25 protein-coding genes are annotated in these 25,581 nt (G+C 67.0%); 14 read left to right on the forward strand and 11 right to left on the reverse strand.

Going from position 1 to position 25,581, the window contains the following annotated elements:
* Positions 1 to 3: 3 nt before the first annotated feature.
* The 7 genes from HUA78_RS32445 to HUA78_RS46795 all read right to left on the reverse strand — a co-directional run bounded on the left by HUA78_RS32445 (position 4) and on the right by HUA78_RS46795 (position 9,782).
* Positions 4 to 1,569 (reverse strand): hypothetical protein, encoded by a 1,566-nt coding sequence (locus HUA78_RS32445; protein ID WP_174477889.1) that lies wholly within the window; start codon positions 1,567 to 1,569, stop codon positions 4 to 6.
* Positions 1,547 to 4,876: a DEAD/DEAH box helicase gene (locus tag HUA78_RS32450; RefSeq protein ID WP_120564980.1), complete on the reverse strand. Its 3,330-nt coding sequence runs from the start codon at positions 4,874 to 4,876 to the stop codon at positions 1,547 to 1,549. The genes HUA78_RS32445 and HUA78_RS32450 overlap by 23 nt, the downstream gene beginning before the upstream one ends.
* Positions 4,873 to 6,093: a serine/threonine protein kinase gene (locus tag HUA78_RS32455; protein WP_174477890.1), complete on the reverse strand. Its 1,221-nt coding sequence runs from the start codon at positions 6,091 to 6,093 to the stop codon at positions 4,873 to 4,875. Before HUA78_RS32455 ends, HUA78_RS32450 begins: the two co-directional genes overlap by 4 nt.
* Before the next feature lie 176 nt (positions 6,094 to 6,269).
* Positions 6,270 to 7,025, reverse strand: coding sequence for a PP2C family serine/threonine-protein phosphatase (locus HUA78_RS32460; RefSeq protein ID WP_254624000.1), 756 nt, complete (start codon positions 7,023 to 7,025; stop codon positions 6,270 to 6,272).
* Positions 7,009 to 7,671, reverse strand: coding sequence for a VWA domain-containing protein (locus tag HUA78_RS32465; protein WP_120564983.1), 663 nt, complete (start codon positions 7,669 to 7,671; stop codon positions 7,009 to 7,011). Before HUA78_RS32465 ends, HUA78_RS32460 begins: the two co-directional genes overlap by 17 nt.
* Positions 7,672 to 7,814: 143 nt before the next feature.
* The gene (locus HUA78_RS32470) at positions 7,815 to 8,141 is read right to left on the reverse strand and encodes a hypothetical protein (RefSeq protein WP_174477892.1); all 327 of its coding nucleotides are present in this window, start codon (positions 8,139 to 8,141) and stop codon (positions 7,815 to 7,817) included.
* Between the two features lie 102 nt (positions 8,142 to 8,243).
* Positions 8,244 to 9,782: a sigma-54-dependent Fis family transcriptional regulator gene (locus HUA78_RS46795; RefSeq protein ID WP_199724495.1), complete on the reverse strand. Its 1,539-nt coding sequence runs from the start codon at positions 9,780 to 9,782 to the stop codon at positions 8,244 to 8,246.
* Between the two features lie 343 nt (positions 9,783 to 10,125).
* On the opposite strand from HUA78_RS46795, the gene HUA78_RS32480 reads away from it, so the two are divergent.
* The 7 genes from HUA78_RS32480 (at position 10,126) to HUA78_RS47330 (ending at position 13,523) form a co-directional block, all read left to right on the forward strand.
* Positions 10,126 to 10,326 (forward strand): hypothetical protein, encoded by a 201-nt coding sequence (locus HUA78_RS32480; RefSeq protein ID WP_174477893.1) that lies wholly within the window; start codon positions 10,126 to 10,128, stop codon positions 10,324 to 10,326.
* Positions 10,327 to 10,656: 330 nt separating this feature from the next.
* Positions 10,657 to 11,430 (forward strand): hypothetical protein, encoded by a 774-nt coding sequence (locus HUA78_RS32485; protein ID WP_254624001.1) that lies wholly within the window; start codon positions 10,657 to 10,659, stop codon positions 11,428 to 11,430.
* Between the two features lie 8 nt (positions 11,431 to 11,438).
* Positions 11,439 to 11,876: a hypothetical protein gene (locus tag HUA78_RS32490; RefSeq protein WP_174477894.1), complete on the forward strand. Its 438-nt coding sequence runs from the start codon at positions 11,439 to 11,441 to the stop codon at positions 11,874 to 11,876.
* Between the two features lie 139 nt (positions 11,877 to 12,015).
* Complete coding sequence (locus HUA78_RS32495) at positions 12,016 to 12,312, forward strand: hypothetical protein (protein ID WP_174477895.1); 297 nt, start codon at positions 12,016 to 12,018, stop codon at positions 12,310 to 12,312.
* 71 nt (positions 12,313 to 12,383) lie between these two features.
* On the forward strand, positions 12,384 to 12,608 hold the full coding sequence (locus tag HUA78_RS32500; RefSeq protein WP_120564987.1) for a hypothetical protein: 225 nt from the start codon (positions 12,384 to 12,386) through the stop codon (positions 12,606 to 12,608).
* Between the two features lie 113 nt (positions 12,609 to 12,721).
* Positions 12,722 to 13,348 carry a DUF2924 domain-containing protein gene (locus tag HUA78_RS32505; protein WP_120564988.1) on the forward strand — a complete coding sequence of 209 codons (627 nt, stop codon included), beginning with the start codon at positions 12,722 to 12,724 and terminating at the stop codon, positions 13,346 to 13,348.
* A 52-nt stretch (positions 13,349 to 13,400) separates the two neighbouring features.
* The gene (locus HUA78_RS47330) at positions 13,401 to 13,523 is read left to right on the forward strand and encodes a hypothetical protein (RefSeq protein ID WP_255424212.1); all 123 of its coding nucleotides are present in this window, start codon (positions 13,401 to 13,403) and stop codon (positions 13,521 to 13,523) included.
* Positions 13,524 to 13,547: 24 nt separating this feature from the next.
* On the opposite strand, the gene HUA78_RS46800 is transcribed toward HUA78_RS47330, so the two are convergent.
* Positions 13,548 to 13,730: a hypothetical protein gene (locus HUA78_RS46800; RefSeq protein ID WP_233591712.1), complete on the reverse strand. Its 183-nt coding sequence runs from the start codon at positions 13,728 to 13,730 to the stop codon at positions 13,548 to 13,550.
* Positions 13,731 to 13,875: 145 nt separating this feature from the next.
* Positions 13,876 to 14,007 (reverse strand): hypothetical protein, encoded by a 132-nt coding sequence (locus HUA78_RS47335; protein ID WP_255424213.1) that lies wholly within the window; start codon positions 14,005 to 14,007, stop codon positions 13,876 to 13,878.
* Between the two features lie 446 nt (positions 14,008 to 14,453).
* On the opposite strand from HUA78_RS47335, the gene HUA78_RS32515 reads away from it, so the two are divergent.
* The 7 genes from HUA78_RS32515 (at position 14,454) to HUA78_RS32545 (ending at position 22,408) form a co-directional block, all read left to right on the forward strand.
* Positions 14,454 to 15,740: a TIGR02270 family protein gene (locus tag HUA78_RS32515; RefSeq protein WP_174477896.1), complete on the forward strand. Its 1,287-nt coding sequence runs from the start codon at positions 14,454 to 14,456 to the stop codon at positions 15,738 to 15,740.
* Between the two features lie 6 nt (positions 15,741 to 15,746).
* Positions 15,747 to 16,769 carry a DUF2169 domain-containing protein gene (locus tag HUA78_RS32520; protein ID WP_120564990.1) on the forward strand — a complete coding sequence of 341 codons (1,023 nt, stop codon included), beginning with the start codon at positions 15,747 to 15,749 and terminating at the stop codon, positions 16,767 to 16,769.
* Positions 16,766 to 17,815: a 3-oxoacyl-ACP synthase gene (locus tag HUA78_RS32525; protein WP_174477897.1), complete on the forward strand. Its 1,050-nt coding sequence runs from the start codon at positions 16,766 to 16,768 to the stop codon at positions 17,813 to 17,815. The genes HUA78_RS32520 and HUA78_RS32525 overlap by 4 nt, the downstream gene beginning before the upstream one ends.
* Positions 17,812 to 19,116, forward strand: a complete 1,305-nt coding sequence (locus HUA78_RS32530; protein ID WP_174477898.1) for a DUF4150 domain-containing protein — start codon at positions 17,812 to 17,814, stop codon at positions 19,114 to 19,116. Before HUA78_RS32525 ends, HUA78_RS32530 begins: the two co-directional genes overlap by 4 nt.
* The gene (locus HUA78_RS32535) at positions 19,107 to 19,913 is read left to right on the forward strand and encodes an SMI1/KNR4 family protein (protein WP_174477899.1); all 807 of its coding nucleotides are present in this window, start codon (positions 19,107 to 19,109) and stop codon (positions 19,911 to 19,913) included. The genes HUA78_RS32530 and HUA78_RS32535 overlap by 10 nt, the downstream gene beginning before the upstream one ends.
* A gap of 276 nt (positions 19,914 to 20,189) precedes the next feature.
* Complete coding sequence (locus HUA78_RS32540) at positions 20,190 to 21,068, forward strand: hypothetical protein (protein ID WP_174477900.1); 879 nt, start codon at positions 20,190 to 20,192, stop codon at positions 21,066 to 21,068.
* Between the two features lie 404 nt (positions 21,069 to 21,472).
* Entirely contained in the window at positions 21,473 to 22,408 is a 936-nt protein-coding gene (locus HUA78_RS32545; RefSeq protein ID WP_174477901.1) for a hypothetical protein, read from the forward strand.
* A gap of 51 nt (positions 22,409 to 22,459) precedes the next feature.
* On the opposite strand, the gene HUA78_RS32550 is transcribed toward HUA78_RS32545, so the two are convergent.
* Positions 22,460 to 24,259, reverse strand: a complete 1,800-nt coding sequence (locus tag HUA78_RS32550) for a HEAT repeat domain-containing protein (RefSeq protein WP_254624015.1) — start codon at positions 24,257 to 24,259, stop codon at positions 22,460 to 22,462.
* 124 nt (positions 24,260 to 24,383) lie between these two features.
* Entirely contained in the window at positions 24,384 to 24,998 is a 615-nt protein-coding gene (locus HUA78_RS32555) for an RDD family protein (RefSeq protein ID WP_217442666.1), read from the reverse strand.
* Positions 24,999 to 25,581 lie beyond the last annotated feature (583 nt).

A 25,581-nucleotide genomic window follows, 5' to 3' on the forward strand; every position in this document is an offset into this window, starting at 1 on the left:
CTGTCAGGTCCTCGCGGAGTCGAGCGGCTGCCCGAGGCCCGAAAGCAGCCCCACGGCGCGGTGAACGTCGGCGACGACTGGCAGCACCGACGGGAGTGATAGGCGCTCTGCGCCAGCGTGAACGGCACCGCCCGCCTTCGTGGCAACGTCGTCGAGAAGCTCGAGAAGACCCGGCTCCCTGGCCGCCGCGCGTCGTAGCGGGTGTCGAGCGTCATCGCGCGCTGCGAGCAACGCTGCGATGATGGCTCCACGCAGACGCCAGCCCCCATCGGGGTAGCACGCGGCCTTCACGTGGTTGGGCTTCACGCGGGCCAGTGCCTCCGGCAGCGGCACTCGAAACCCCATGGCCTTCGCAGACGCCTCGTAGACACCTTGACAGTAGACGTTGTCCTCGACCGGTCGACGATCGGTGTAGACGCGGCGCCAAGCTTGGCGCGGCGGGTGGCGATCGAAGATAGCCTTAAACGTACCTTCCAATGCACGTCGGGCGGCACCGAGGAGATCGCGCAGCTTGTGCTCGGGACACGCGGCGCCGAGGAGGTCGGCCTCGACGCGCGCGTACTCCAGCGCGACGAGGTCCTCGAACTGCGGGAGGTCGCGGGCGCTCACGGACAGCGCCTTCTCGACGTTGTTGATCGCCATCGCGCGAACCTCGCCTGCCAGGCGCTGCTGTGCCTCGATCTGCTGGTCGAGCGATTGGCCGATCATGCCCTCAAGCACGGTACGCAGCCCGTTCGACGACCGCATCTCGCGCTCGAGCGCTCGCCGCAGCATCGGGCTTACGCCGAGCCCGAACGGATCACATGCGTGCCACTCTCCCCCGAGGTCGCCAGCCTCGGGCAGGTACATAAAGCTCGTAACGAACACAGGCGTCGGGCGGTTGTCGACGAGCGAAACGCGCTCGAGCGCGACGCTACCCGCATGCGCGAACGTGTCGTCGTCGTCTGCGATCTCGTAGGATGCAGAGCGGCGAAGCGCGGAGCGATGCCGGCGGGTCACCCGAACGATCTCGGAGGCGCCAGGGGTCGGGGGCAGCGCGAGGTCGCCAGGCAACACCATGAACGAGCGCTCCCGGCGCGGCTTCCCCTTCGAGCCGAGCACGAGGTCGGGGAAGCCGGTGTTCGGGTTCTGCTGGAGCTCGACGTAATCGAGCTTCTCGATGAAGCGCGGCCAGAGGTCGCCGGTCCACGGATCTTGGAACACATGGCCGGTGACAATCCGCCTCGCTTCGAGCGTCTCCTCCTCGATTAGATCGTGGCCCTTCTCGGTCGGGAGCCCGTTCGTCCCGAGCAGTCCACGCCGGTGCAGTTCGAGGGCGACAAGCTCCGCGAGGTCAGGATGAATGTGCAGTCGCGCCCCGATGCGGTCGACGGTAGTCACACCGGCGCGGCACATCCCGAGGACCGCTTTCTGCAGCACGTTGAGCTGGCGAGCACGCACCTCGGGCGCCACCACGCGATACATCAGCGCGGGCCAGAGCACGAAGCGTCGCTTGCTCCAGCGCATGTCCTTGGGCAAGCGGGGCCCGAAGTGGAGGACCGGAGCTTCACGCCGAAACAGCAAGGCCATGCTTTCCTCCACAGAGTTCACGGAAGGCCACGAGGCCACGAAGCGCCTTCTCGGACGCTTCGCCCCTCAACATCGCCGCGTCGCCGACCACGATGAGCAGCCGCTGCTGGCGGCTCATCGCGACGCACAGGCGGTTCTCAAGCATGAGGTGCCCGAACTTGCGTCGCAGGGACCTCTCATCGGTCACGGGCAGATCATTCGAACGGGTCATCGACAGGAAGACGACGTCGAACTCCTTGCCCTGGAATGCGTCCACCGTTCCGACGCGCAGTCGCTCGATGAGGCGCCCATCGGCGCTGCGCGTCTCGCGCCATGCGTCCTTGACGCGATAGGAGCCGTCGTCGAGCCGCTCAGACATCCCGCGCTTCTCCATCACCTCCAGCACCTCGTCGGCCTGCGCGGAGTAGAAAGAGATGACGCCGAAGCTGAGATCCCGACGTACGGTCGCGAGGCGCTCGACCTCCTTCGCGATCCACTCGGCTTCGGCGGTGCGTCGCTTGCTCTGGCCGCCGTGCTCTCGCCCACGCGAGAGCGGCATGTCCACCCATGCGGCGACACGGCCAGTGTAGCCGGGCAGGTCGTGAACGAACTCCTCGGCACGCCGGGGAGACGCGAACCCTTCGGCATAAGGGGCATAGAAGGTGTCGCTCACGAACGAGCCGAGGATGGGGTGCATTCGGTACTGCTGGTCCAGCGTGACGGTCCGCTTGATGCCGTCCTTCGCCTCGCGCTCCTTCATCGCCTGGAACAAGCGCTCGAAGAGGCTGCGCCGCAAGGCGGTCGTGGTCGCCTCGGTCACAGAGTGCTCGAGCTGGCTTTCGATGTCGGGCTCAAGGATGTGCGGGAGCTGCCGATGGTCTCCGACGAGGATGATTCGCCGCTCGGCACGCGACATCGGGATGAAGAGGTCGAGCGGGTTCGCACGCGCGGCCTCGTCGACGATCACGTTGGCGAAGACTGTGTCCGCTCCCTTCGCTTGGCTCATCTGGAAGCCGACCGACTGCTGACACGTGGCCGCGAGGACGACGGTGTAGTCCCGCACCGCGTCGCGGACACCGTCGACGTCGTGTTCGAGGTCGTTGAGATACTCATAGAGCACGGCGTCTTCGCCGCCCGCCGACTCCCGTGCCTTGCTGTAGAGCGCGTCCACGATCTCCGGCAGGAGGCTCTCAAGGTCGCCATGGACCAACGGGGCGCCCACCGGATTATCCGCTGCCAGTTGGTCGACCAGCGCGTCCTGCAACGACTTTAGCGCGGCGAGGAACGGCGGCGTATTGTCCTCGGTCCACTCTGCGGCGTCGGTCAGCACGCGGTGCATGGCCTCGTCGAACAGGCCCATGTTCTTGAGTCGAATGAGCGCACGGCCCGCGTTCCGAGGCCCATCATCCCCGAAGGCCGCCGCCTCAATACGGAGCGCGCGAACGGCCTTCAGTGCGAGCGCGCGCTCGTCGTCGTCTGCGTCCGCAAGTTGCGCCGGGGACCGCGAGAGCTCTTGGCGCAGGACCTCGAGTCGGTCGTTGAGCGAGGGCGGGACGTAGCTGCGGCAAAGATCCTGAACGTCGCGAACCACGCGCAGCGATTCATCAGCGGTGAGCGGCGACGCGATGTATGCCGCAGCCATCGTGCGAACCTTGCGGAGCGCCTCGGTCACCGGGCGCTCGGGGGTCATCGCCAGGTCGGCGCGGACGGCGTCAGCCCTCTCGCGGCGCCATCGGTCGAAGCCGTCGCTCTGGTCAGTGGTCCCGCGCTTGCGCCCCACCTTAATCGCTGGCAGGCCGAACACGAGAGTCCGTGACGCTGCGTTCTCGACGGCGTCGTGTTGGTAGCTCGTGAGCAGGGTTTGGCCGGCGAGGTCGTCCTCTGAAAGTTCAGCGAGGCGCGCCTCCAGCGCCGCGATCGTCTTCGTCTTCCCGGTTCCCGGTGGCCCCTGAATTAGCGCAATGTCGGGCGTGTTTAACGCCACGCGCAGCGCCTCGATCTGCCGCGCGGTGGGCTCGCCGCCGAACACCTCTCGTGCGGACTGAGAGAGCGCGTCCTCGATCTTGCGCCGACGCTCAGGAACAGCGCTGCCTTCGAGCAAGAGTCCGAGCTGGGGCATCGGGCACGCAGCCGAGGCGATGAGCGACTGCGCGTGCTCCCGGCGCTCAAGGCGCTTGCGGTCACCGCTCACGCTCAGGAACAGCACCCCGGACTCGGGCGGCTCGCGGTCGTCGCTGTCGAGCGGAGGCTGGAGGTCAATCGCGCGGCGATGAAGCTCCGCACCGGAGAACGCACCAACGAAGATCCGTGAGCGCGGCGCGCGTGACGCCGGCTCCTCAACCGCCGCTAAGGGCTCGTCGGTCGCCTGCTGCAGTTCGGGAGGCGGATTCTGCGCAGCCTCGAGATCGACGTCCTCGGAGTTTCGCAACACCTCAAGTGCGGTCTCGAGCTGCTTCGTATCCTCGACAAAGAAGCGCCATCGCCCGTCGCCCTGGAGCTGGCGCTTGCCGTAACGAAGCCAGCCCAGGGTACGCGCGCGCCGCAAGACGCTTTCCCGCTCCAGCTTGTTGTAATCGCGCCAAATGTTGAGATAGCTGCCGGCCTGTTCGACGAGCTGGTCGAGCTGGGTCCTCGCGGTACCGCGAAAGACACCGGCGATCGTCGCGTCGCAGAACCTGACGTGACCAAGGATGAGAACAACGGGGCGGCGCTCATCGGGCGACCTGCCGAGCTTCGCCTCCACGAGCCGAGTGATGAGGAGCTTGTCGTCGCGCCCCTTCGCAATATCAATCGCATAGCCACGCCCATGCAGCCGGAACGCGCCCCGCTGGTCGGTCTCCGGCGTCGGGCTGCCCGACAGGAACACACGGGTGCTGCCATCCGCAGCCAGCAACAGGAAACGGTCGCTGAGCCACTGCGTGACCTCGCTGGCCGAGACGCTACGCCCGAGCTTCTGGCGCACCTGTTCTACGATCTTGTCGTCGACGGCAATGTCGACGTGGTCGGGCCAATCGTAGCGCGCGGGGAACTCGTGGACCTGCAGCAGCACTGCTTCGCTCTTCTTGCCCAGCGGGCGAACGGAGGCGACCCACGCAACGCGCGGGAGGTTGCGGTCGCGAAGGCGCTGCAGCGCTTCCGATGCTCGCTGGTCGACGCCGACGACACTCCACGCGCTGGCGCCGACGCGCAGCAAGGCATCGCCGGTGACGTCAGAGAACTGGATGGTCGCCTCAGCGCGAGGCTCGATCGCCACGTCGAAGTCGGCCGCTGCGCTTGGTGCAACCTCGATGGTCGAGACCGCTCCCGAGACCAGGTCGTGGATGTTCATCGGGCCCCTCCCGGCCGAAATTCAAAGTTCACGACGCGATGCAGGCTGTCAGGCGCGCCGATGTGGAGCCGCCATGACGCGATGCCCGGCTCAAGCCGGATCTCCTTCACGCGGTCGGTCACCTCGGTGTCCCGACCACCGCTGGGGGATGAGAGTCGGTAGCGGCCACCATCGACGCTGCGGAGCGACAGCCGTGAGCCCGTGAGCAGCAGTTCGACGACGGGGCGAGCGCCAGCGGCACCGTCGCAACCATGCGTGAGGCGCTGCGTCACCGAGACTGTCTCGCCGTCGGTCAGCGCGAGGACCGCCGCGACGACAGCCTTCCGCCTATCGCCTGCGGGCTTCTGCAAGAGCTCACCACCCGGGCCGATGGACGGGTCCCACAGGTTGAATGCCGCCGTCGCGAACGCGGGGCGAGGCTCATCACACCACGGGCACTGCTTCTCGTTGAGGTAGTAGGTCCCCTTGCACGAGGAGCAGACCAGCGTCGCGTCGGCGGCGCCGTGCAAGCACTCGGCCCACTCCGAAACACCAGGGCGCTTCGCTGCGTCTCGAAGGCCGAGGCCGAAAGCGCGCCCGGCGATGTCGATGAGTTTGCGTGACAGGACCCCGGAGCGTGGGATGCCGTAGGACGCGCTGTTGCTCTTGTCGGTTGGGTCGTCGATCCACGGGAGCTGACCGCTCAGCGCCTCCTCCTCGCGCTCGGGTGGGCCATCGTTGACCGTGTCGCCGATCAGCGGGTGGACGAGCGACAAGGTCTGGAACGTCAGAACGCTGAATGCGTGCGCGTCAGTGAGCGAGTTGACGCCGCTCGTGCAGCGTACAAGCTCGGGCGCGCCGTAGCCGGGTGTATAGACAGCGGGCACGCCCGCGACCGACGTGTAGTGGATGTTGTCCGCGTCGATGAAGCGAACCTCCGTCGCGTCGGGGCTCTCCGAGACGAAGATGTTGTGTGGCGACGGGTCGGAGTACACGAGCCCCTTGCCGTGGAGTCCTGCGAGCACGTCGGCGCTGCGCGCGAGGAGCTGAAGCCGGCGACGGAGCCCGCCGCCAGCGAGATACCACGCGGCGGGAGAGCCCGCGTCCTTGGGCACCGCGCCGAGCACCTTCAGCGGCTGCATCCCAGTGAGAAGCTCCATCACGTAGCCGAGCACCGGCTCGCGGAGCATCTCGATGGGGCGGGCGATCTCGAGGTCGGCGAGCGAGAGCCGCTTCACCTGCGTGAGTTGGTTTCGCAGTCGCTCGCGACGCGCGACTGAAGAGTCGAAGACGATCTTCGCGGCGAGCCTTCCGCCGTCGACCTCGTACACGGCCCCCTGGCCGCCGCGCCCCAACTGCCGGAGCAACGAGTAGCGCGCGCCGTTGATGTCAGTGACCTGGCGAGGAGCAGACGTCATGCGAGCACCGCCTCTCGCTGGGCGAGGACGACGAGTGTCTTGTCGTCGGTATGGTGAGGCGTGGGCCAGTCCTTCAACTCCCGCTGGAGGGCGCGCCACCGATTGCTGGGCGCCATGCCGGCGAAGTCGTCCATGAGCCACTGCACGAAGCCGTTCATACGTTCGGGGAGCAGGTCATCTGCGACCCCGTCGGTCGCGAGCACGACGACATCTCCGCCCGCGCGCGGGAAGCTGCGGCTCGCCCACGAGGCCGAGTGACCGAGGGCGGCAGTCTCGTTGGCGAAGCCGCTCGCGCGCGGGCCCACCACCCACTCCATCCCACGCTGCGTTCGGAGCAGCGCGAGGCCGTCGCCGATCGCCGCCACGTGGACCTGACCGTGGACGTGCGCGAGCGCGAACAGACACGTCGCCGCGCAGTCACGCGCTATCGATGGAGCAATGAGCGAACACCAGAGTGGCTCGATGCGGACGAGAAGTTCGTCCAAGCCGTGCGCGCCGGCCTTGTGCCACGCGCGCACCGCCTTGAGCACCGCTCGGCACGCCATCTGTGCGCCACGACGAGCCTCGCGCCGAGAACCCATCCCGTCGCTGACAACGACTAACGTTCCGAACGCGCCACGAGCACCGAGCCAACTGTCCTCATTACGCTTGCCTTCGGAGCGGTGGCGCGGTCCGACCGTGCTGGCGCCAAAGTAGTCGTCGGGTGGGCGTCTCGACACGTGGTCCTCGGTGCGCTCAGAAGTTGAAGTCATCGAGATCGGTCGGCTCCGCGGCGATCACGCTGTCGGGGTTCGCGCTCCGCGAGCGCTGCGTGACACTCATCGTCACCCACCGGAAGAACTGCTTGATCTGCCGCGCCTCGTGGGCCCGGTAGACGCGCGCATCGGGCGTCGCGAGGAACGCGGAGAGCATCGCCTCGTCGGCGTCGTCGCCGATACCCATCGCGAACCGAGCAGCCTTCGACGCACGCTCCGCCCCGAGGAGCCGCTTCAGTGGGGCCTGCCACTCGTCATTGGGCTGGCCATCCGAGACGAGGATGATCGTCGGGCGGTACGCGCGGCTCGGGATCTGCGCGCGGTCCTCAATCATCTCGGTCGCCGCGTCGAAGGCGGCGCCCATCGGCGTACCACCAGCCGCCGCCATGCGGGTCCACTGGACCTTCGAGGCGGGGGCAAGCGACTGGTGAACCTTCGCGCCGTCCTTTCCGAAAGTGACGACGGAGACGTGGATCTCCGCGCGGCTGTCATCCTCACCACCGAAGCTCTCCAGCATCTCCTGCACGGCATCGTTGAGCGCGTCGATTTTCCCGTTCGTGCTCATGCTGCCGCTGACATCGGCGAGCAGCAGCACCGGCAGCGGCCTCGCGCTCGCCGCAGTGAACTCCTTCAGTTTGCTCATGGCTTTGCCTCCGGTCTTCTTCGGTGCGGCCTTCGATGGCGCTCGGCGCGCTACCACCTTCTTGATCTCTCCTTGAACTCGCGACGTCCCGTTCCGGCGGCTGACGATGTCCTCGAGGTACTTGGCCCATCCCATCGCTCACCTCACCATCGAAAGCTGCGACGACGGCGCGTGCGCAGGCTCCTGAAGTCGCTGTTCCGGTACACCGTCATCACCGCGCCGCTGGCCATGCCGACCACCTGAGTGCCCTCGAACTCGCGCGGCTCGATGCCGTCGCGCCGGTACTTCTCGACCTCCCTGCGACCGATCGCGAAGCTCTGAGCGCCGCGGATCTCAACGCAGCGCCCGAACTCCAACGCGACCTCAATGGCGGTGCGAGAGATCGAGCGCGTGATCATGAGCTCGTAGGCGTGCCTGGGGAGAGAGAAGCTGCCGAGCGTCGAGAGCAGTGCAGCGAGGGCAGGCGACATCGAACGGCTCCTTTCGGTTCTCGTCGCGTGATGCGGCGACCGTAGGCCGTAAAGCGAAGAACATGCCAAGCGGATGAGCCCCCATCACCAAGCGCGCGGTCATCACTTTACATTGTAGCGTTGGAGCCAGTTTGTGAGGGTCTGGTAGCTCGGGAGGCCGACGAGGCCTGCAGCCCTCGTCTTGTTCCCACCGGCTTCGTCCAGTGCGCGTTCGAGGTAGTGGCGCGCAACTTCCGCCAGCAAATCCGGGAGGTTGAGGTCCGAGCCCAGAGGGCGACCGAGGATATCGGTGCGCTGTGTCGAAGGGACCGCCAGGAGAGCTTCGCGCACGTCTTCGGTGGTGATGGTCTCGCTCTCGCTCCAGATGGCGGCGCGCTTCAGGGCCAGCAGCAGTTCGCGGACGTTGCCCGGCCAAGGATGGGCAAGCAGAAGACGTCTTGCGCCAGCGGAAAGATTCTTGTTCCGGTACCCGGGCTCTCCGGCAGCCTCGTGGTTCACCTGCTTCAGGAGCTCGTCAACGAGCAGCCCGACGTCCCCAGAGCGCTCTCGAAGCGGCGGCAACTTCAGGACCGCGACCGCGAGCCGGTAGAAGAGATCCTCACGGAAACGGCCGGCAGTGACCTCGTCGACGACGGTGCGGTTCGTCGCGGCCACGATCCGAACGTCGATCCTCTTCGGTTTCCTGGCGCCGATGCGCATGACTTCGTGCTCCTGCAGGACTCGGAGGAGCTTCACCTGAACCGGCAGAGGGAGTTCGCCCAACTCGTCGAGGAACAACGTCCCCCCGTCCGCCGCCTCGAAGTACCCCTCGCGAGCTTCTACGCCGGTCGCCGCTCCCTTCTCGACGCCGAAGAGTTCGGACTCGACCAGGCTCGCGGGGATCGCTCCGCAGTTCACAGCAATGAAGGACTTGCCCTTGCGCGGGCTCGACTGGTGGATCGCCTTCGCGAGCAACTCCTTGCCAGTGCCGGACTCGCCCTCGATCAGCACCGGGACGTTGCGCAGCGCCACGCGACGCGCGCGCTGGATGAGCCGGGTCATCACGCGGCTCCGGTAGATGATGGCCTTGAACTCCGGGGCAGGCGGCGAGTCCGCCGTGCTCTGCGCGCGGAGGCGCTCGTCCGGCTCGCGCAGGAGGTCGGGTAGGAACTCAGCCGCGATGTCGAACGGCACCTCGGCGGTCTTCACGCCCTGCTCACGCGACGACTCGATGAGCTCGGCCGGGAAGATCGTCTTGCCGAGCAGCACCCACACGGCCGCCATCGGTGGAGAGCCGGGGCTGAGGTGGAACGTGAGCGTCGCGTCCTTCTGCTGCGCCAGAACCTCCTGGCAGGCTCGGCGAGCAGCCTCGTAAATGCCGCCGAAGTCCGTTGGGCCGCGCAGTGTTTCGCGCCGCTCGACGATCTCTGCCTTCGTGCGTTCGCGCAGCCAGGCGATGTAGCCGGGGAGGATCTTCTGATGGTCGGCCTTGTCGAAGAACTCGAGCAGGACGACTTGGTCGAACGAGCGTGCAGCGAGCGCCTGGGCGATGGGCCCAAGGTCGCCCGCTCCTGATTTCTCAGGTCCCTTCAGGTCGGAGACGCCGACCCACGCGATGAGGACAGCTCGCACAGTATGACAGTACAAGAATTCTTCGGTCACCACAACGAACCTTGTGGATGTCGATGGGCATCCTTCGACGGGCTTCGCGGGCTTGCGAGCGGCCACGGTGCTGGTGCAGTTCGTGCTGATGCGCTCGACGAGCCCGGAGCCAGACCCCCACGGGAAGGATCTGAAGCGCCATGCAGAACACCGAGATGCGGAAGTACGCGGAGGAAGCGCTGCGGCAGGTCCCCAAAGAGCACCGCCGGCGCGGGCACTCAGCGGGCGTGTGCGCCACAATCGGAGGCGTCGTGGGGTCGGTCCTCGGCGGCCCGATCGGCGCGGCGGTCGGCTCGTCTATCGGCGGTGCCGTCGCCGAGAAGTCCGGCAAGGGAGGTGCGCGATGAGCAGCCTCGCGCGCCGGAGGGAAGGACAGTCGGGCAGCGAGAAGCTCGCCCTCGGGATCGTCGGCTCCCTCGCGGTGGTCGCCACGGGGGGCGCGTTCGCATACGCCATCGCGACCGAGGAGCTCGTCGTCACGAGCGGCAGGACGCGGGTCGTCGTCGGGAAGGCCGCGACCAGGATGCTGCGCGTGCGGGTCTGAGGGCACGCTACGAACGGCCCCCTCGTTCGTCGCGGGACAGCGAAAATCCGAGAGAGCGTCCCAGTTCGCGCCGTTCAAGTACTCGGATTCACAAGCGTTCGCCTTCTCGGGATGGTGCGAGCAGAGAAAACCTATCCCGCCAAGAGCGCCACGAACGTGTTAGCGGGCAGTTCCCCATGCAGAGCCAGTCACGCGGGGTCACGGAAACGCGATCCCGCTTTCTCTAACGCCGGCCTCGGGAACCCCGGTGCCTCTCGTGTCGGAGGAGACGCACTGGCTGGGACACCCCACGCCCTCCCCGCCAGCAGCCTGCGACAGCAGGTGGCCGCGATGCTGGGTTTCGTCAACGGGCACCTCACCCAGACTGCAGGGGCCTATGCAGCTTCCGCCGTCTCCGTGGCGGACACAGGCAATCTGCTGACGGCGGGCATTGTCGAAGCGGCCCTCACCGAGGTCCTCGGGGCCTTCAGCGGCAGTCACTTCCGCGACAACGAGACGTCAGCGGGCCAGCACAAGGCCATCCTCCAGCCCGTCCTGGGCGCTGGTCGCGTCCTTCTCCTCGACACCCAGGGCGCAGGCGGCGCAGCCGCGAGGCTGCGTCTCTACGCCGACAGCGACTCGGCGTGGTTCACCCTCAACGCCGCCTGGAATGGGAGCGCCTGGGCCCGCGACACCACCGGGGCGGCGGCGGGCGGTTTCCGCCTCTCACGCAACGAGGCCGAGTTCCTCCATGACGCCAGCCTCACCGCCACCTTCGCCTCCTGGACGCGCACGTTGCGACTCCCGCTGAGTAGCACCGCCAGCAACACCTCTTTCGAGTTGGCAGGCAGCGTGCGCGAGGTGGGCCGGCTCGGCCTCCAGTACAGCAACAGCGACACCGTCGCGCACGACAACCTGTCCGGCGGCGGCTCGGTGACGTTCCGCAGTCGCTTTCCCACCGCGCCCTCCTCCATCACCCTCAGCCCCTACGCCACCAGCGGAAGCTTCGTCGGCAACCCCACCGTCATGGTGCCGGACAGAGACGGCTTCGCCTTCTACAGCCACCAAAACCTCCAAGGCCTCGCCGCGACGTACTGGTTCGGCGCGTACACCGCTGTCGCGTGAGGACGCCCATGGCCATCCACGAAGTCACCGCCGAGGACGTGCTTCAGCGCTGCGCCCGGTGCGGCAGCGGCAATCGCCTCTCCCTCGACTCCCTGGAGGTGGGCGTCGCCCGCCGCGAGGACGTGGATGACGGCCTCGTCCAACTCCCTCCCTGTCCCGCCTGCCGCTCCACCGAGTTCCTCATCCGCGCCGCCGAGAGCGAGCCGGCGCATCCGGCGCCAGGAAGCTTCGGGCACCTGCACCGACTCCTCGTCGGCCATGTGCACGCAGAGCTCGTCCAGCGCGGACGCCTGCATACGGTGCTCAAGCCCAAGGGGGGCGGTGCCGGCAAGGTGGTGGTGCGGCCCCTGTCGCAGGAGGCTCGCGAGCGCTGGTTCCCCCAGGGCCTCCGAATCGCGGTGCCCCCCGACGAGCAGCCCCGCGCCCCGGGAGAGTCCAGTCAATAGGCATACACTGCCAGCAAACACCCCTGCGCCCGCCATGCCCAGGGGTGTCCAAAATCCCTCTCTCCTCGACTTGATCTGTCTCGAAGACAGAGCGTGTATGTCTTCGCGCGCCACCCAACTGCGCGCCAGGGAGACACCTATGGTTATCGGCACCGACACCATCTACCTCGGCAACGAAATCCCCGGCCTCCGGGGGCAGAAGGTCCGCATCTTCGCGGTGTTGCGCGGCGGCCTCCGCCCAGACGCCAACCCGGACGCGGACGACTACTACGTGAATGACGACGAGAAGCTGGCGCGCCTCGGGGGCGTCACGGCCGAGGACTGCATCGACGCTGCTCCCATTCACCCGGGCGGAACCACCTCCTTCGTGCATGGCGACCCGCGCGCCGTCGACTTGGAGTGCTTCGCGCATCTGCGCAATCCCAGCGCACAATGACTTGCCATACGCGCGAAACAGAGCGCGTATGTCTCACGCGCGCCACCCAAGGCGCACGAAAGGACAAAACAATGACACCCCGCAAGCCCCGCCCCGCCAAGACCACGAAGCCCACTCCGGCGCCCGAAGAAGTCCTTGAGCGCATTGCGCGCGAGGAGATGAACATCGAAACGCTGAAGACACGCAACAGCGACAGCCTCGACATCCACGAGGTGGCGGTGTGGCAACTGAGGGACGCCCTCGAAGCGGCCTACCAAGCCGGCATCCGCGCCGCCAACAGCCCCCGCAGCACGTAGTCCCCCACTCACCACCGACGCCCCGCCCAGCGGGGCAGCCGCGCATGAGGGCCGCCGGGCCGCCCTTGTGAACGGCAGACGTGTACCCACAGCCCGGAAAGGAAAACACCACCATGCCTCGCAACGCCGCACCAAAGACGAAGACGAAGACGAAGAAGCTGGAGTCCATGAGCCTGACGGAGCTGCGCGCCCGGTACCGCGAAGTCGTGGGCGAGGAGACGCGCAGCCCCAACAAGACGCACCTCATCCGCCGCATCGAGGAGGCACTCGCAGCGAAGAAGCGGAGAAGCCCCACCCACCGGGCGACGGCCGCCACCCCCAGCGCGCCTCCGGCGCCTGCCGCACGGGCCGACACCCCGGCCGAGGGCACGCAGCCGGCCCCCCGTCGCGGGCGTTTCGCCAACATGTCGCTCGCGGAGGTGCAGGCGAAGTACCGCGAAGTCGTGGGACGCCCGACGGGCAGCAACAACATCCCCTACCTCAAGTGGAAGATTCGGGAGGCGGAGGCTGGACGCGTGCCGGTGGGCCCTCGTCCCGAGCGCGAGGCGAAGGTGCGCGACGACGGCAAGCGCGTCATCCCCCTCTCCTACGAAGCAGAGGCTCTCGCGGCCCTGGACAAGGCCTGGCGCGACGCGGGAATCCCGAGCCGGACTCGCTTCTTCAGCCGGGCGGTTCATCGAGAGCTGACGGCCATGGGCGCCACCGAAGCCGCCGCGTTCTTCGCACCCAAGGAGGAGTGAGGTACGCCATGGCGACAAAGCACCAAGCCACCGAAGCCCTCGTATCGAGTGGGTGGTAGCCAATGCCCAGCGCGCCGAGTCCGTCGCGCTGCGCGTGCGGGGAGAAACCGACGAGGCGAAGGCCGCGGCGCTGGTGGAGGAAATGCTCCGTGAGGGCCTGGCGACGCGGGGGTGAAGTCCTCCTCCCAGCACGCGTGCGCTACTCCCCGTTCAGCCCCTGGCGAATCGCTTCGCGCAGGGCCTCCCTCAACAGGTGCACCTCCCCCAGCAGGCGAAGCACATCCTCAGCCGCGACGTGCAGCGGCGTCCCCTGTCCCGCGGGTTCGTCGCTCAGCAACCGCAGGTAGTGCCCTTCGAGCGCGGTGAGTTCCTCGTCCGTCATGGGGCGCCTGCCTACCGAGTGACGTGACGCCATGTCCAGTCTGGACGTCCTCCAGGACGTGTTGGGGCCCTCACCGGCACCGCGCGCCTCCACAAACACCAACGCCTCGCGCGCCCCCTGCTCCACCAAGGTAGCGGCCCGCCCCCTACTCCAGCTTCGCCTGGGCCAGCCGCGTCCGCGCCGCGGGACTGCCGTCCAACCCCGCATACGCCCGCCGCAACTCCACCTCTGCCCGCCCCAAGCGCTCCGCGAGTGCCCGCCGCTTCTTCATGCTCATGGCCGAGAGTGTAAAGCAGGGGGCATGCCGCACCTTCACAGACACCTCGTCGCTCGGGACGTGTTGAGCGCCGGCTTGGTGCCCGCGTCCGTCAGCTTGCACTCCCCAGTCCGGGCAGGAAGACGCCGGCCACCGTCGCCCAGGGGCAGGCGCCCCTGGCGACATTGGCCCGTGAATTGAACTGCCCCGAAGGACGAGGCCCCTTGAAAGGCGTGGTTCCAATCAAGACAGATAACCGTCGAGCTCTGTCCAAAGGATGACGGTGACTTGCCGTACGGGGGTTCGCACTCGTTGCCCCGGCCGCGGACTCGTCCTCAGTGCTCGCCATTGCCACCGCATTTGAAGCAATGACTCTCACGCACCAGCGCCATGTGGGACAGGAAGGAATTCCCTCCATGTCAGCCCTTGCGGCTACATTTCCTGGAATAGAGGGGGAAGCAGGAAACATGCTTTTGGTAGACGTGCTGGAGGAGTACCTGGACGAGGCCGAATTTCGGTGGCTGCAGTGGGAGAGGGCCCTGGAGGCACCCGACTTCACGCTGGTGGAGACGGCGGAGCGCGAGGAGCGGCTGCTGGCGTACCTGGAAGGGCTGGAGGACACGGACGCCCTGGACACGGTGGTGCGCCCAGCCTTCGACTCGGAGGACGCGCCACGCATTTCGGCCGCGGCCCATGCGCTGCTGGGGCTGGGCGAGGTGGACGAGGTGCTGGTGCTGCTGAGAGGGGCAGAAGCGCCGGCCCGTGCCGCCATTCTCCGGGCGTTGGAGGTGAGTGAGGCCCCAGGACTGGGCGCGCGCCTCCTGGAGTTGCTGAAGCTGGAGGACACGGCCCTGCTGGCCGGGGTGCTGGAGGCACTGGCCTTCCGCCAAGAAGCGCCCGCCGAGGTGCTGGCGCGCTTCTTCACCCATGACGAGGCGCGGGCTCGAGTCGCCGCCCTGCGCGGGGCGCCTTCGCTGCTGGAGGAGACGGTGCGCAGGCACTTGCCCGCGCTGCTCGACTCAGCCCACCCCGGCATTCGTGCGGCTGCCATAGAGGCGGGCCTCACCTCGGGAGTGCGCATGGCCTGGGAAGCATGCCGCAAGGAAGTGCGGGCGGCGCCCGGCGCTCATGCCCGGGAAGCCATGGTGTTGCTGGCGCTGGGCGGTGACGAGGCGGAAACCTCCCTCCTCGTGGACTTGCTGGAGTCCGCCGAGTTGCGTGCCCACGCCCTCTGGGCCCTGGGCTTCAGCGGACGGGTGGCGGCCATGGAGTCCTGCGTGAAGCACCTCGCCGTGCCCGAGGTGGCACGCCTGGCGGGGGAGGCCCTCTCGGCCATGACGGGCCTGCGCCTGGAGGGCGCCTTCGCCCTGCCTCCGGGAGAGACGCCCGAAGGCGCTCCGGTACCGCCGGCAGAACAGGAGAGCCTCGACGCCGACTTGACACCCCGTCCAGAGGACGACTTGCCCTGGCCGGACGTGGCCGCCGTGAAGGACTGGTGGGCGCAAAACCATGCACGCTTCGTGAAGGGCACGCGCTACCTGCAGGGCCAGCCCTTCAGTGGCCCGGTGCTGGTAGAGGCGCTGGAGTCCAGCCCCATGCGTCGCCGCCACGTCCTGGCGCGAGAGTTGACCATTCGCACCCGAGGGCAGCACCGCATTCCCACCCGCTCCTTCACCCACCGCCAACGCGAAGCCCTCGCCAGGGCCCAGGCCACCCACCTGCGCGCCGCGCCCCTGGCTTCCACCTTGCGCTGACGCCCCATGCCCGCCCTGGAGAATTTCACGCCCTTCGCGGCCACCGACTTCCTCTCGCTGACGAAGCAGGGCGAAGAGTGCCTCGTCCTCGTCGTCGCCGGCAGCTTCGTCCTGCCTCCGGCCGGGCGCGCCACGGACGCACCGCTGGCGGTATGCGAGGAGCAACCGCAGCCCGCCACCACGGACACGTATTGGGGCGAGCCGGAGAAGTCGAGCCTGCGCCACGAGTCGCAGTCGGCCTACACGCGGCCGGGAACAGACGTGCTGCTGCACGGCCAGGCCTGGGCGCCCCAAGGCCGCAAGGTGACGCGGACGCAGGTGGCGGTGCGGGTGGGCACGCTGGAGAAACGGGCCACCGTCTTCGGCACTCGCGTGTGGTACCGCGGCCTCATGGGGCTGAGTGCCTCGGACGCCCTGCCCTTCGAGTCGGTGCCGCTGCGCTACGAGTACGCCTTCGGCGGCACCGCGGACTCGGGCCATGAGGCGCGCAACCCCGTAGGCCGGGGCTTCTACACCAGCGCGAAGGAGGCGCTGGAAAAGCCCCTTCCCTCCATTGAGGCGCCCGAGGCCCTCGTGCGCGGCTGGGCGGACAGGCCCCCACCCCGCGGCTTCGGCCCGGTGGCGCGGCACTGGCAACCGCGCCTGGGCTGGGCTGGGACATACGACGCGGCCTGGGTGGAGAAGCGCGCTCCCCTCTGGCCCCGGGACTTCGACGAGCGCTTCTTCCATGCCGCCCCTGACGGCCTGCGAGCTTCGACTCACCTCCAGGGCGGAGAGCCAGTGGTGCTGGAGGGCGTCTCGCCCGACGGCCCACTGGCCTTCCACCTCCCCACGTACCGACTCCTGGCCCGCTGCACCTTCGCCGGGCGGCGGGAGAAGCGGCGCATGGTGTTGGACACGGTGCTGCTGGAGCCGGACGAGGGCCGCCTCGTCCTCACCTGGCGAGCGACGTTTCCTGCGCACCGGCAGTTGGCCCTGCATGAGGTGAGCACCGTGCGGCTGCTCTTGCCCGGGGAGGACACGCCATGAGTGCTGCGCAGGTAGTGGGCCTGGGCCTGTGCACGCCGGTGGGCACCTCGGCGCACATGACGTTGGCCTCGCTGCGCGCGGGCCTCGTGCGCTTCTCGGAGACGGAGGTGCTGGACGACGTGGGCGAGCCCGTGCGGGCCTCGCGGCTCAGTCTCCTCGACGTCTCCCTCTCCCGTACTCAGCGCATGGTGGCGCTGGCTCGGCAGGCCCTCGTCGGAGTACGGCCGCTCCTGGACGCACTCCCTCCCGGGCGGGTGCCGCTGTACCTCGGACTGCCCGAGGCAGGACTGGGCGCCCGGGTGGAGCAGGAGGCGCTGGTGGCGGCGCTGCGAGACGAGACAGCGGGACGGCTGGAAGTGGTGAAGGCGCACGAGTCCGGGCGAGCTGCCTTCTTCGAGGCCCTGGCCTCCGCCCAGAAGGACTTGCACTCCGGCCGCGCGGGAGCGCTGGCCCTGGTGGGCGCGGTGGACTCGCTGGCCGACAGCGCTTCCTTGGAGGCGCACGTGGGCGCGCGGCTGCACCTGGGGCGCCGGAATCCGGATGGCCGGATTCCAGGTGAGGGGGCGGGCTTCGTTGCCCTGGCGCGCCCCGGAGCGCCCAAGTCCCTGAAGCTGGAGTCCTCGGGCGCCCTGCTGAGCACGTCGCTCGCCGTGGAGCCGAGGCCCTTCACGCAGAGCCGCCCCAGCCTGGCCGAGGGGCTGACGGAAGCTCTCCATGCCCTGCGGCAAAGCGTGGCAATGGGCGGGCGACGCGTGGACGCAGTCCTGGCCTGCCAGCCCGGAGACGGCTTCTGGGCAACTGAATTCTCCCGCGCGTACCTGCGCAACGCCGCACTCACGCCCGAGCCCTTGCGCGTCCTCGTCGCGGGCGAAGGACTGGGAGACGCGGGGGCCGGCGCGGGCCCCATCATGCTGGGCGTAGCCCTGCACCGAGCACGCTGGCGCCAGCCCACCGCACGCACGACACTCGTCTATGGCAGTGCCGACGGCGGACGCATTGGCGCCTGCATCGTGGAGATGATTCGAAACGCCAAGGAGGAAGCATGAGCAAGGTTTTCGCCAACGGCCGCTCCATCCTGCACAAGGGGAGCGGGAACACGCACACCTCTGCCGCGCCCGACGTCTGCAAGGTGCCGACGCCAGGCGGGCCGGTGCCCACGCCCTTCGTCAACTCCGCCCAGGACGCCATGCTCACCAAGGGCAGCAAGAGCGTCACCATCAACGGCCAGCCGGTGGCGCTGACGGACTCCGAGCTGAGCGTCAGCTCCGGCGACGAGCCCGGGACGGCAGGCGGCCTCATCTCCTCGAAGTTCAAGGGGAAGATGGCTTGGGGCAGCGGTAGCGTGGACGTGAAGGTTGAGGGCAAGGGCGTCGTGCGCTTCCTCGACGTCACCCTCCACAACGGCAACTCCTTCAACACCACGTTCATGTCGAATGGCCGGGCAGGAACTGGCTTCGCTTACGGGGACGACTTCGAAGGGGTGTGCATCATCTGCCAAAAGGATGCGGAGAGCCACGCGGTGCCCGAGCTTCTCGAAGGCAGCCTGGACGTCGCTAACAAGATTCTCAAGGACCTCAAGGCACGCGAGGACGCATGGGTCAGGGTCAACCAGGAAATCGCCATGAAGGTGGCTGAATTCGAGCGGCTTGGGCGCCAACCTGTCCCCCCAAAACAGGCGACGCTGGAGGAACGACGGGCGACCATCCAGTCACTGGAGCGGACGCGCGATGAACTTGAGAGCCATCGTCGAGAAGACTCCACCGGGTACATGTTTGGAGTCATGGTGTGCCTCACCGGCAAGAAGTTCGCCGCGGTATCGGGGAATGAGGTGCCTCCCGCGTTCGAGACCATCGCCGCGAGTTACGGTTGCACGGTCATCAGGGATTCGGCCACGCTGGAGAGCTTCAAGGCCATGAATCCACGATGTGCCGCCGGAGACACCGCGGCCACCCAGAAAATGACCAAGCAGTGGAACGACACGACGAGGATGGTCGCCAGAGGAGAGACTGGCTACTCCAACCGCCCAGGAACTTGCGCAGGCGCCAAACTCATCGGCAAGAGCGGCCACGTCGCGCACTCGATGACGGAGCTCTACTTCTCGTTCACAGGTGGAAGGCGGGCGCTGACCTTCAATGTGCTTTATCGCGGCCCCAACAAGTTCGCTCCATCCGAGGGAACTTGGACTCCTCCCAGCGTAGCTTCTCTCTTAAGTGGCGAGGGCGGCACGAACATTGAGGAGCGTCGTGACATGAAACGCAAGAAGGAGACCACCGTGCCTTCATGTCGCTCGTGTCAGGACACGCTTTACATGGCCCGGTGCGATATCGAGGTGCAGACATGCGGATGACCTGGTCGGAACTCCTCAAGGCCCCGCCCCCCCTCTCGGTGGCGGGCATGCTCACGTTTATGGAGCGATGGAAGCCAGAGAGCACGCACGGCTTCGAACCAGCAACGGGCGACCAGATTGTGGCACTGGCCCAGCCGCATGGAGGGCTCGACACGCTGCCCCCAGTCTACCGAGAGTTTCTTGCGACGATGGGCGCATCGACCGGCGGCTTGCGGTTGATGTGGGGCACGACTTCGATTTCGGAGTTGCTCGAGGAGCGCAAGGAGCATCAGCAAGAACGGCCCGATTCGCGCCGCTACCTCAAGTTCGCCATCGGCGAGGATGACTACAATGGCCGCCACCCCGATGACTTCTTCGACCTATCCCGCCGAACATCTGACGGACGCGACGCGGCGATTATCCGCATCGACAAGCGGCACTTGATAAGTGGCAAAGCGGAGGCAGAGCAGCCCTTCCCGACCTTCTCAGACCTTCTCAGAGCGGTAATCGTATCCAGAGTCTGCCTGGAAGCCGACCCGCGAAAGAGAACGACATCCTACGACCTTGGCTCAAATCCCGAGGCGTCGGCCAAGGCCTACGCGTTCCTCACACAACTAGGATTCTCGCTTACGGAGCTCGGGGCATCCTCGGCGATAGTTCCCCTAGAACACCCAGAGCGCGGCGCAGTCGCCCTTATCAGTGCGCCTTCGACACTTATCCCAAGTACGAGCGTTGAGTTGCGCGCGCGTGACAAGGCACAGCAGAGGATTCTGGAGGAAGTCATCAGCGACCATGAGAAGGAGTTGAGCGGTGGTTGACGAGGCCACCATTCTCATGGCGTGCAAGACCTCCGTAACGCCGCGTCGCTGGTGGAGGAAATGCTGCGCACGAGCCTGACGACGAAGGGGAGGCCGGCTGGTATGGCCCGCTTGCCCTGTGCCTCGTGCATCCCCATGAGGCAGCAAGACACTTCTCCTACACGAGGGCAGCGCGGACCAGAAGACGTGCCATCCCTCGGTGGCATCCTCGCGCTCCTACATCAGCCACACAGTCTCTTGCTGCACTCGTCGTGACAGGGTTGAGTAGGCCCATCCATGGACACCCGCAGCGAGATTGAGCGCTTCCTTCGCACCGGCGACTACGACGCCCACGGCAGGGCATTGCCGGGCGATGTCCTCGAAAGAGAGAGGCGGGCGCATGACGAGTTCCGTGAGGCCCTCGCCATGGAGGTGCAGCGGCGAACCGCGGGCATCGGCGTTCCGGAGAAGCTCCAAGGCCTCGACGTCGTCGCCCTCACCCGGCGGAAGGTGGAGCCCATGGTGCGCGGCCTCTTCCCCGTCTCGGAACAGGGCGCGGTCCTCTCCCTCCTGGAGAAGTCCGTCGTCTTCCTCACGCCGGCCAACATTGCCCAAGTCCTGCGGGAGTCCTCCTGGCTGAGCACGGCGTGGGACTTGGCCAACCTCTACCTCCTCAGCGTCGGCGCCGAGTTGCTGGGGCCACAGGCGCCCCAACTCCTGGGCCTCAGCGAACACACCACGTGCTACGTCTCCCTCGCCTATTTCGACGAGGCGCCCCCCTTCGCCGACTACCTCGTGCACGAGGCGGCCCACGTCTTCCACAACTGCAAGCGCCGCACGGTGGGCCTGCCCGAGACGCGCCGACGCGAGTGGCTCCTCGACATCGACTTCCGGAAGCGTGAGACGTTCGCATACGCCTGCGAGGCATATAGCCGCGTCCTCGATGCCGGCGGCAACCGCCAGGCGCGCATAGCGCTCGCCGAGGAGTACGCGGCCTGCGCGGCGCCATCCGATGAGCGTGTCTCGGTCAGCGAGATGGTGGAGCTCGTCCGTGAAGCCGCGGCGGCGCGGAATGGGTGGAAGCGCATCCTCACGCGATGCGAACCGGTGGCACGGAAGGTCACGCGTCCACCCGAGATGGACGGGGCACCAGTCTCTCAGCCTCGCAGTCAATGAGGGGGGCGACGAGCCTCGAGCCCTCCGAGGGTTCCACCTCCTGGCGCACGAAGATGAGCGGCCCTTCTTCGGACCACGAGCGCGCCACAGCCACCGCCCAGTGATGGGCCAGCGAGATCCGCGTGCGGAGACGGCAAGATTGAAGCGCCAACGTCCTGGGACCTCAATGATCACCTATCTGCCCATCCTTCCCTGTCCGCCGGCAAGGTCGCGCCAGTGCAATCCGGAGTACGTCTCCGCAACCACGCACGCCTGCGCCTGTTCTACTTTCGCGTCCCCGGCGCCACGCCAGCGAGACACATCGAGAGCGTCGACCGCACCATTTTCCGGGATGTGCTTTCCTTCCTGACGATGCTCACCTAGTACTTTGAACGAACGGGGTTCATGCCTTGGAGGCAATCAGGATGACGCAGCGCCAAATCAACACCCTGGCTGTACGCAAGCTGCTTCCTTGGCGCAAAAGGTTCCTCAAGCTCCTTGGTGGACGAAAGCCGGATCCACTCACAGCCAGCAACTGGCGAAATCCCGCAATCGCACTCCTCTTCGCGTACTTCCCCATTCAATGGATTGCATCCTGGCGCGGAGGCAATGCTCCCACCTACGCCATGGGCACTCTCTATCTCTCAGCTTGCCTATTTGCAGTCGCAGCACTGCTGGAAACAGTCGCACTCCTAAAAAGCAATCTTGCAAAGTCTATCAGCCCAACACTAGTGAGCATCGGGGTACTTGCCGTAGGAGCAATCGCCACCATCTTCGCCCGCAGCGAAGTGAACGAGCTTGTCAGAACCGACCCATCGGCACTTCCATACGCCGTAAGCGCATTAGCCGGGACGCTGCTACCAAGCATCTGGCTCACTCTCGTTGGCACCACCCTCGGCCTCGGAGGAATTCTTTCCATTGCATTGGCCATCTGGCTGCTCATACTAGAGCGCTCTGGGCTTCTCACTACAGCTCTTTTGATTCGCAACAGCACCGCCTTCCGTATTCTGTTCGCTCGTTCGAGAAGCAAATGGACCGCACCGTCCTCTTCGACGGTAGGCGCCAGGGGCTTTGGTCTGGCTTTCTTGGGGATGACGGTTCTCTGGCTAGGCATTTTTGCTGGTGGCACGTGGCGAAAGCCTCTACTGAAACCACTTATCGTCTGGTCCCAATACTCTCGCTTCAGCCAGTGCATAAACCACAAGAACGGCGAGCTCGTCGCATTTCTCACAGAGAACCGTATTAGCGTCGCAGCAACGGACGCTTCAGGCGAGATTTCCTTCGACTCCCGCCTATGCGAATTGCCATCAACAACCGGCACGTCGCCTAGCCAATCCGCACAGTTGAACCGAGTTGACTGACCACCGAGGGGCCTACTCCGCTCAAGCTGATCTTCAGAGTGTCAAGCGCGCTCAGGGTCGGGCCACCCGGCTCATCGCAATTAGGCGCCCGTCCCCCGTGACGCGCAGCACATGGACTGGCGTGGACGCACCCGCCCGGCCACAGAAGATTTCATCGAGTCGCTGCTCCGTCGTCCCCACGACGAGGTTCCCCGCTTCATCCAGCCCGTGTGCCAGCGGCGCGCCTGGGAGTTCCACCCACGGCGTGGCGCGCCAACGCCCCTCGGACGCTTCGACACGCACCAGACGCCCGTCTCCGCCAAAGAGGTGTGAGAGGCCCTCCACCACCACGAGGGTGCCGTGCATCCACACGGCCTGCAGGGGGTTGGCGTGTGGCTCCTCCAGCACCGTCACCCGACCGGCCTCATGCACTTCCAACGTGCCGCCAAACTCCCCGTCGTCCCGTCCGACGAGGCACGCCTCTCCCATGGCTTCGAGGACGGACGCTGAGCCCGCTCCAGGTACAGCCGCGCAGGGCCCCTCTCGCGAGGGCGCCTTCGGTTTGTCCCAGTGCAAGTGGCTGGACGTGGGGCCCTGGCACATTCCCCAATCCGGGCCGCGCCCCGGAAGGACACTGGCGGGCTCGGAACGCGACGCAGGCCGCACCTCCTCCCCAGAGAGAGCCTGCAGGGCCCACCTCGCGTGGCTCCGCGCCACGGGGGAAGCATGCGTCGTCAGCACCTGTTGGAACAGCGGCTCCAGCTCTTCCGCATGGGCCCTGAAGACGTAGCTGCCCAACGCCCGGACCGCCGCAGCCTGGACTTCGCTGTGTGGCTCGGACACCGCATGGCGCAGTGCCTTGAGGGCAACTGGGTCGCCCAGCCGTCCAAGGGCCTCCGCCGCCCGCGCGCGCTCCCACCCCTCTGTCCCCGTGGCCAGCACGCGCAGCAGCGGCTCCGTCGCGGCTGGACGGGCCACCGGCCCCAGGGACGAGAGGCTCGTGAGGGCTCGCGCACGGCACTCAGGCGCGGCGAGCTGCCGGAGGACCTCGGGCACCGCAGCGGGGTTGTCGAAGGCCACCAGCGCCTGCAGCGCCACCGGCGTGAGGCGCACGTCTGCCCGCTGTAGTGCCTGGAGCACCTCGGGGGCCGCCTCCACCCCCTGGCGTCCGTAGGCCGCCAACACCGACGACACGTAGGCCGCTCGCGGGCTGCACCCGTCGAAGAGGGCCTCACAGCCTGGCGCTGGAGCTGCCGGACAGGATGTCCCTGGTGGGCGCCGGAGCGTGGGCTCCGCCAGCTCCCGCGCGAGGAGCGCCCGCAGGCGAGGAACGAAAGTCTCCGTGTGCGTGACGGCGCGCCGGGCGAGCACGTAGCGCACCCGCACCAGTTCCTCCCGGCTCGACTCTGGATTCTCCAGCACCTCCATCAGCACCGGAGCCAAGGTCGGCCCGAGGTGCTCCAACGTCGACGTGGGCGACTTCAGGAGGTTTCGCACAATGGCTGGCGCTGCTCGCGCCTCGTCGAGCGAGGAGAGCGCGTGCAAGGCCATCCCATCGGGCTCCCGTTCATACGCAGCGAGGAGCGCAGGTACTGCCCGCCTGGCCTTCTCTTCCATCGCCGCCAGCGCCCGTGCCGCACCGCTGCGGACGCGGCGGTCCGCATGGTGGAGAAGTGGAACCAGCCGGGGGACGACGTCCTCCCCCTCGCGCCCCAGTTTCCAGGCCGCACACGCCTGCTCCGGCGGCAGCCACTTCTCCCCCGTGTCGGGGCCGTGGAGTTCCTGCAGCAGCGCAAGGCACGAGTCAGCCCCCTCGCAGCAGCCCTCCCATGTCCTGATGTCTTCCCGCTTCCACGGCCGGGAACACCCCATGGACAGCGCCACCACCACGCACACGAGCCCAGCCAGCCAGCGGGGACGCCCGGACTTCACCTCTCCCTCCATGTCATCGCCTCTCATTCTCCCTTCGCTGTGAAGGGACTCCGAACCCAACGCTTCAGCCAGTCACGAACCACGCAGCGAAGGAGTGCTGCGCTCGAGGAGCCTTCACGACGCGGGTGCCGGCCACCCAGTCGTGAAGGCATCGCCGCTCCTCCCCAACGATGAAGAGCGCGTCCACGAGGCCGAGCCAGCCGAAGTAGCCGCAAAGCGCCATCGGGAGCACGTTCCTCAGCAGGGCGATCCGCCACACCTCCGCCGGACGGCCATCTCTTCGGACGACGCGGATCCCCAGGAGCCTCTTGCCGAAGCTCGCCCCCGTGCCCCGAATCAGGCTCGCCTGCACGAACAGCACGAGGAGTGCCGGTGCGTAGACTACTGGGGCATTCATCGCCGCCTGGTCCGGAATGGCCAGACACCGAAGGACGCCCAGGAGTAGGCACGGGAGCAGGAGCGCGGCACCATCAACAAGGCTTGCCGCGAGCCGGGCCCTGCGCGTCGCCAGCTCAGGGGCAGCATGAAGGCACTTGAAGCACCGGCCCGCCCAGGACAAGGCACAGAAGGCACAGACGAAGGTGCCGCAACGAGTACAAGCACCGGCAGCGGAGAAACCTGGGTGCTCCGAGCACTGGGCTTCCGAAATCGATTCAAGGGCCTCGCGGAAGTCGGACATCGAGGGCCGCAGCACAGCTACGCCCGCCCCAAGGCGGCAAGTTCCTTCAGGGGAAATCTCCCGCCTGCACCGACAAACACAACCCAATAGGTCTAGTCAACTAGACCATCACGTCAGGCTCAACACCTCGGAATTGCTTGACACCAGCCTCGGCCACAAGCTCGATGGATTCGACGAGCCACACGAGCCACATGCCAATATGCAGAACGACTACTTCATTCTCATGGGCGATTCGCTCAACCAATGGATGCAGCGCGAAGGACCGCCACCCCAGAAGCAGCTTGTTGGAGTCCCCTGGCAACAGCGCCCTGTCTTCGTGACAGAACCCATCAAGCTACGCATCCGCACAGGAGTGCTCCCGAAGGAACCCTTCCCTGCCTATGAAGGCTCTTGTGAGCCCCTGCTCTCCGCCCGGGCCAAGTCCCTCCTTGAGCCTCTTGCCATCAGCCAGCTTCACCCTCTCTGCCAACGTGAGTGAGCCAGTCCGTACCCGGCAGTTTAGTGTGCAGGGCGACCCAGGCAGGGACGATGAAACCGGTGGTGGAAGAGGTTCGGGTCAGGGAGACCGAGGTGGAGGAGAAGG

Origin of the sequence: Myxococcus sp. CA033, assembly GCF_013336625.1 — a bacterium.
GTDB lineage: Bacteria > Myxococcota > Myxococcia > Myxococcales > Myxococcaceae > Myxococcus > Myxococcus llanfairpwllgwyngyllgogerychwyrndrobwllllantysiliogogogochensis.

Excerpts from the sequence above, each read along its gene's own strand:
- HUA78_RS32445 (WP_174477889.1), bottom strand. The coding sequence starts at position 1,569 with ATGGCCTTGCTGTTTCGGCGTGAAGCTCCGGTCCTCCACTTCGGGCCC.
- HUA78_RS32450 (WP_120564980.1), bottom strand. The coding sequence starts at position 4,876 with ATGAACATCCACGACCTGGTCTCGGGAGCGGTCTCGACCATCGAGGTT.
- HUA78_RS32460 (WP_254624000.1), bottom strand. The coding sequence starts at position 7,025 with ATGACTTCAACTTCTGAGCGCACCGAGGACCACGTGTCGAGACGCCCA.
- HUA78_RS32465 (WP_120564983.1), bottom strand. The coding sequence starts at position 7,671 with ATGAGCAAACTGAAGGAGTTCACTGCGGCGAGCGCGAGGCCGCTGCCG.
- HUA78_RS32470 (WP_174477892.1), bottom strand. The coding sequence starts at position 8,141 with ATGTCGCCTGCCCTCGCTGCACTGCTCTCGACGCTCGGCAGCTTCTCT.
- HUA78_RS32480 (WP_174477893.1), top strand. The coding sequence starts at position 10,126 with ATGAGCAGCCTCGCGCGCCGGAGGGAAGGACAGTCGGGCAGCGAGAAG.
- HUA78_RS32485 (WP_254624001.1), top strand. The coding sequence starts at position 10,657 with ATGCTGGGTTTCGTCAACGGGCACCTCACCCAGACTGCAGGGGCCTAT.
- HUA78_RS32490 (WP_174477894.1), top strand. The coding sequence starts at position 11,439 with ATGGCCATCCACGAAGTCACCGCCGAGGACGTGCTTCAGCGCTGCGCC.
- HUA78_RS32495 (WP_174477895.1), top strand. The coding sequence starts at position 12,016 with ATGGTTATCGGCACCGACACCATCTACCTCGGCAACGAAATCCCCGGC.
- HUA78_RS32500 (WP_120564987.1), top strand. The coding sequence starts at position 12,384 with ATGACACCCCGCAAGCCCCGCCCCGCCAAGACCACGAAGCCCACTCCG.
- HUA78_RS32505 (WP_120564988.1), top strand. The coding sequence starts at position 12,722 with ATGCCTCGCAACGCCGCACCAAAGACGAAGACGAAGACGAAGAAGCTG.
- HUA78_RS46800 (WP_233591712.1), bottom strand. The coding sequence starts at position 13,730 with ATGACGGACGAGGAACTCACCGCGCTCGAAGGGCACTACCTGCGGTTG.
- HUA78_RS47335 (WP_255424213.1), bottom strand. The coding sequence starts at position 14,007 with ATGAGCATGAAGAAGCGGCGGGCACTCGCGGAGCGCTTGGGGCGGGCA.
- HUA78_RS32515 (WP_174477896.1), top strand. The coding sequence starts at position 14,454 with ATGCTTTTGGTAGACGTGCTGGAGGAGTACCTGGACGAGGCCGAATTT.
- HUA78_RS32520 (WP_120564990.1), top strand. The coding sequence starts at position 15,747 with ATGCCCGCCCTGGAGAATTTCACGCCCTTCGCGGCCACCGACTTCCTC.
- HUA78_RS32525 (WP_174477897.1), top strand. The coding sequence starts at position 16,766 with ATGAGTGCTGCGCAGGTAGTGGGCCTGGGCCTGTGCACGCCGGTGGGC.
- HUA78_RS32530 (WP_174477898.1), top strand. The coding sequence starts at position 17,812 with ATGAGCAAGGTTTTCGCCAACGGCCGCTCCATCCTGCACAAGGGGAGC.
- HUA78_RS32535 (WP_174477899.1), top strand. The coding sequence starts at position 19,107 with ATGCGGATGACCTGGTCGGAACTCCTCAAGGCCCCGCCCCCCCTCTCG.
- HUA78_RS32540 (WP_174477900.1), top strand. The coding sequence starts at position 20,190 with ATGGACACCCGCAGCGAGATTGAGCGCTTCCTTCGCACCGGCGACTAC.
- HUA78_RS32545 (WP_174477901.1), top strand. The coding sequence starts at position 21,473 with ATGACGCAGCGCCAAATCAACACCCTGGCTGTACGCAAGCTGCTTCCT.
- HUA78_RS32550 (WP_254624015.1), bottom strand. The coding sequence starts at position 24,259 with ATGGGGTGTTCCCGGCCGTGGAAGCGGGAAGACATCAGGACATGGGAG.
- HUA78_RS32555 (WP_217442666.1), bottom strand. The coding sequence starts at position 24,998 with ATGTCCGACTTCCGCGAGGCCCTTGAATCGATTTCGGAAGCCCAGTGC.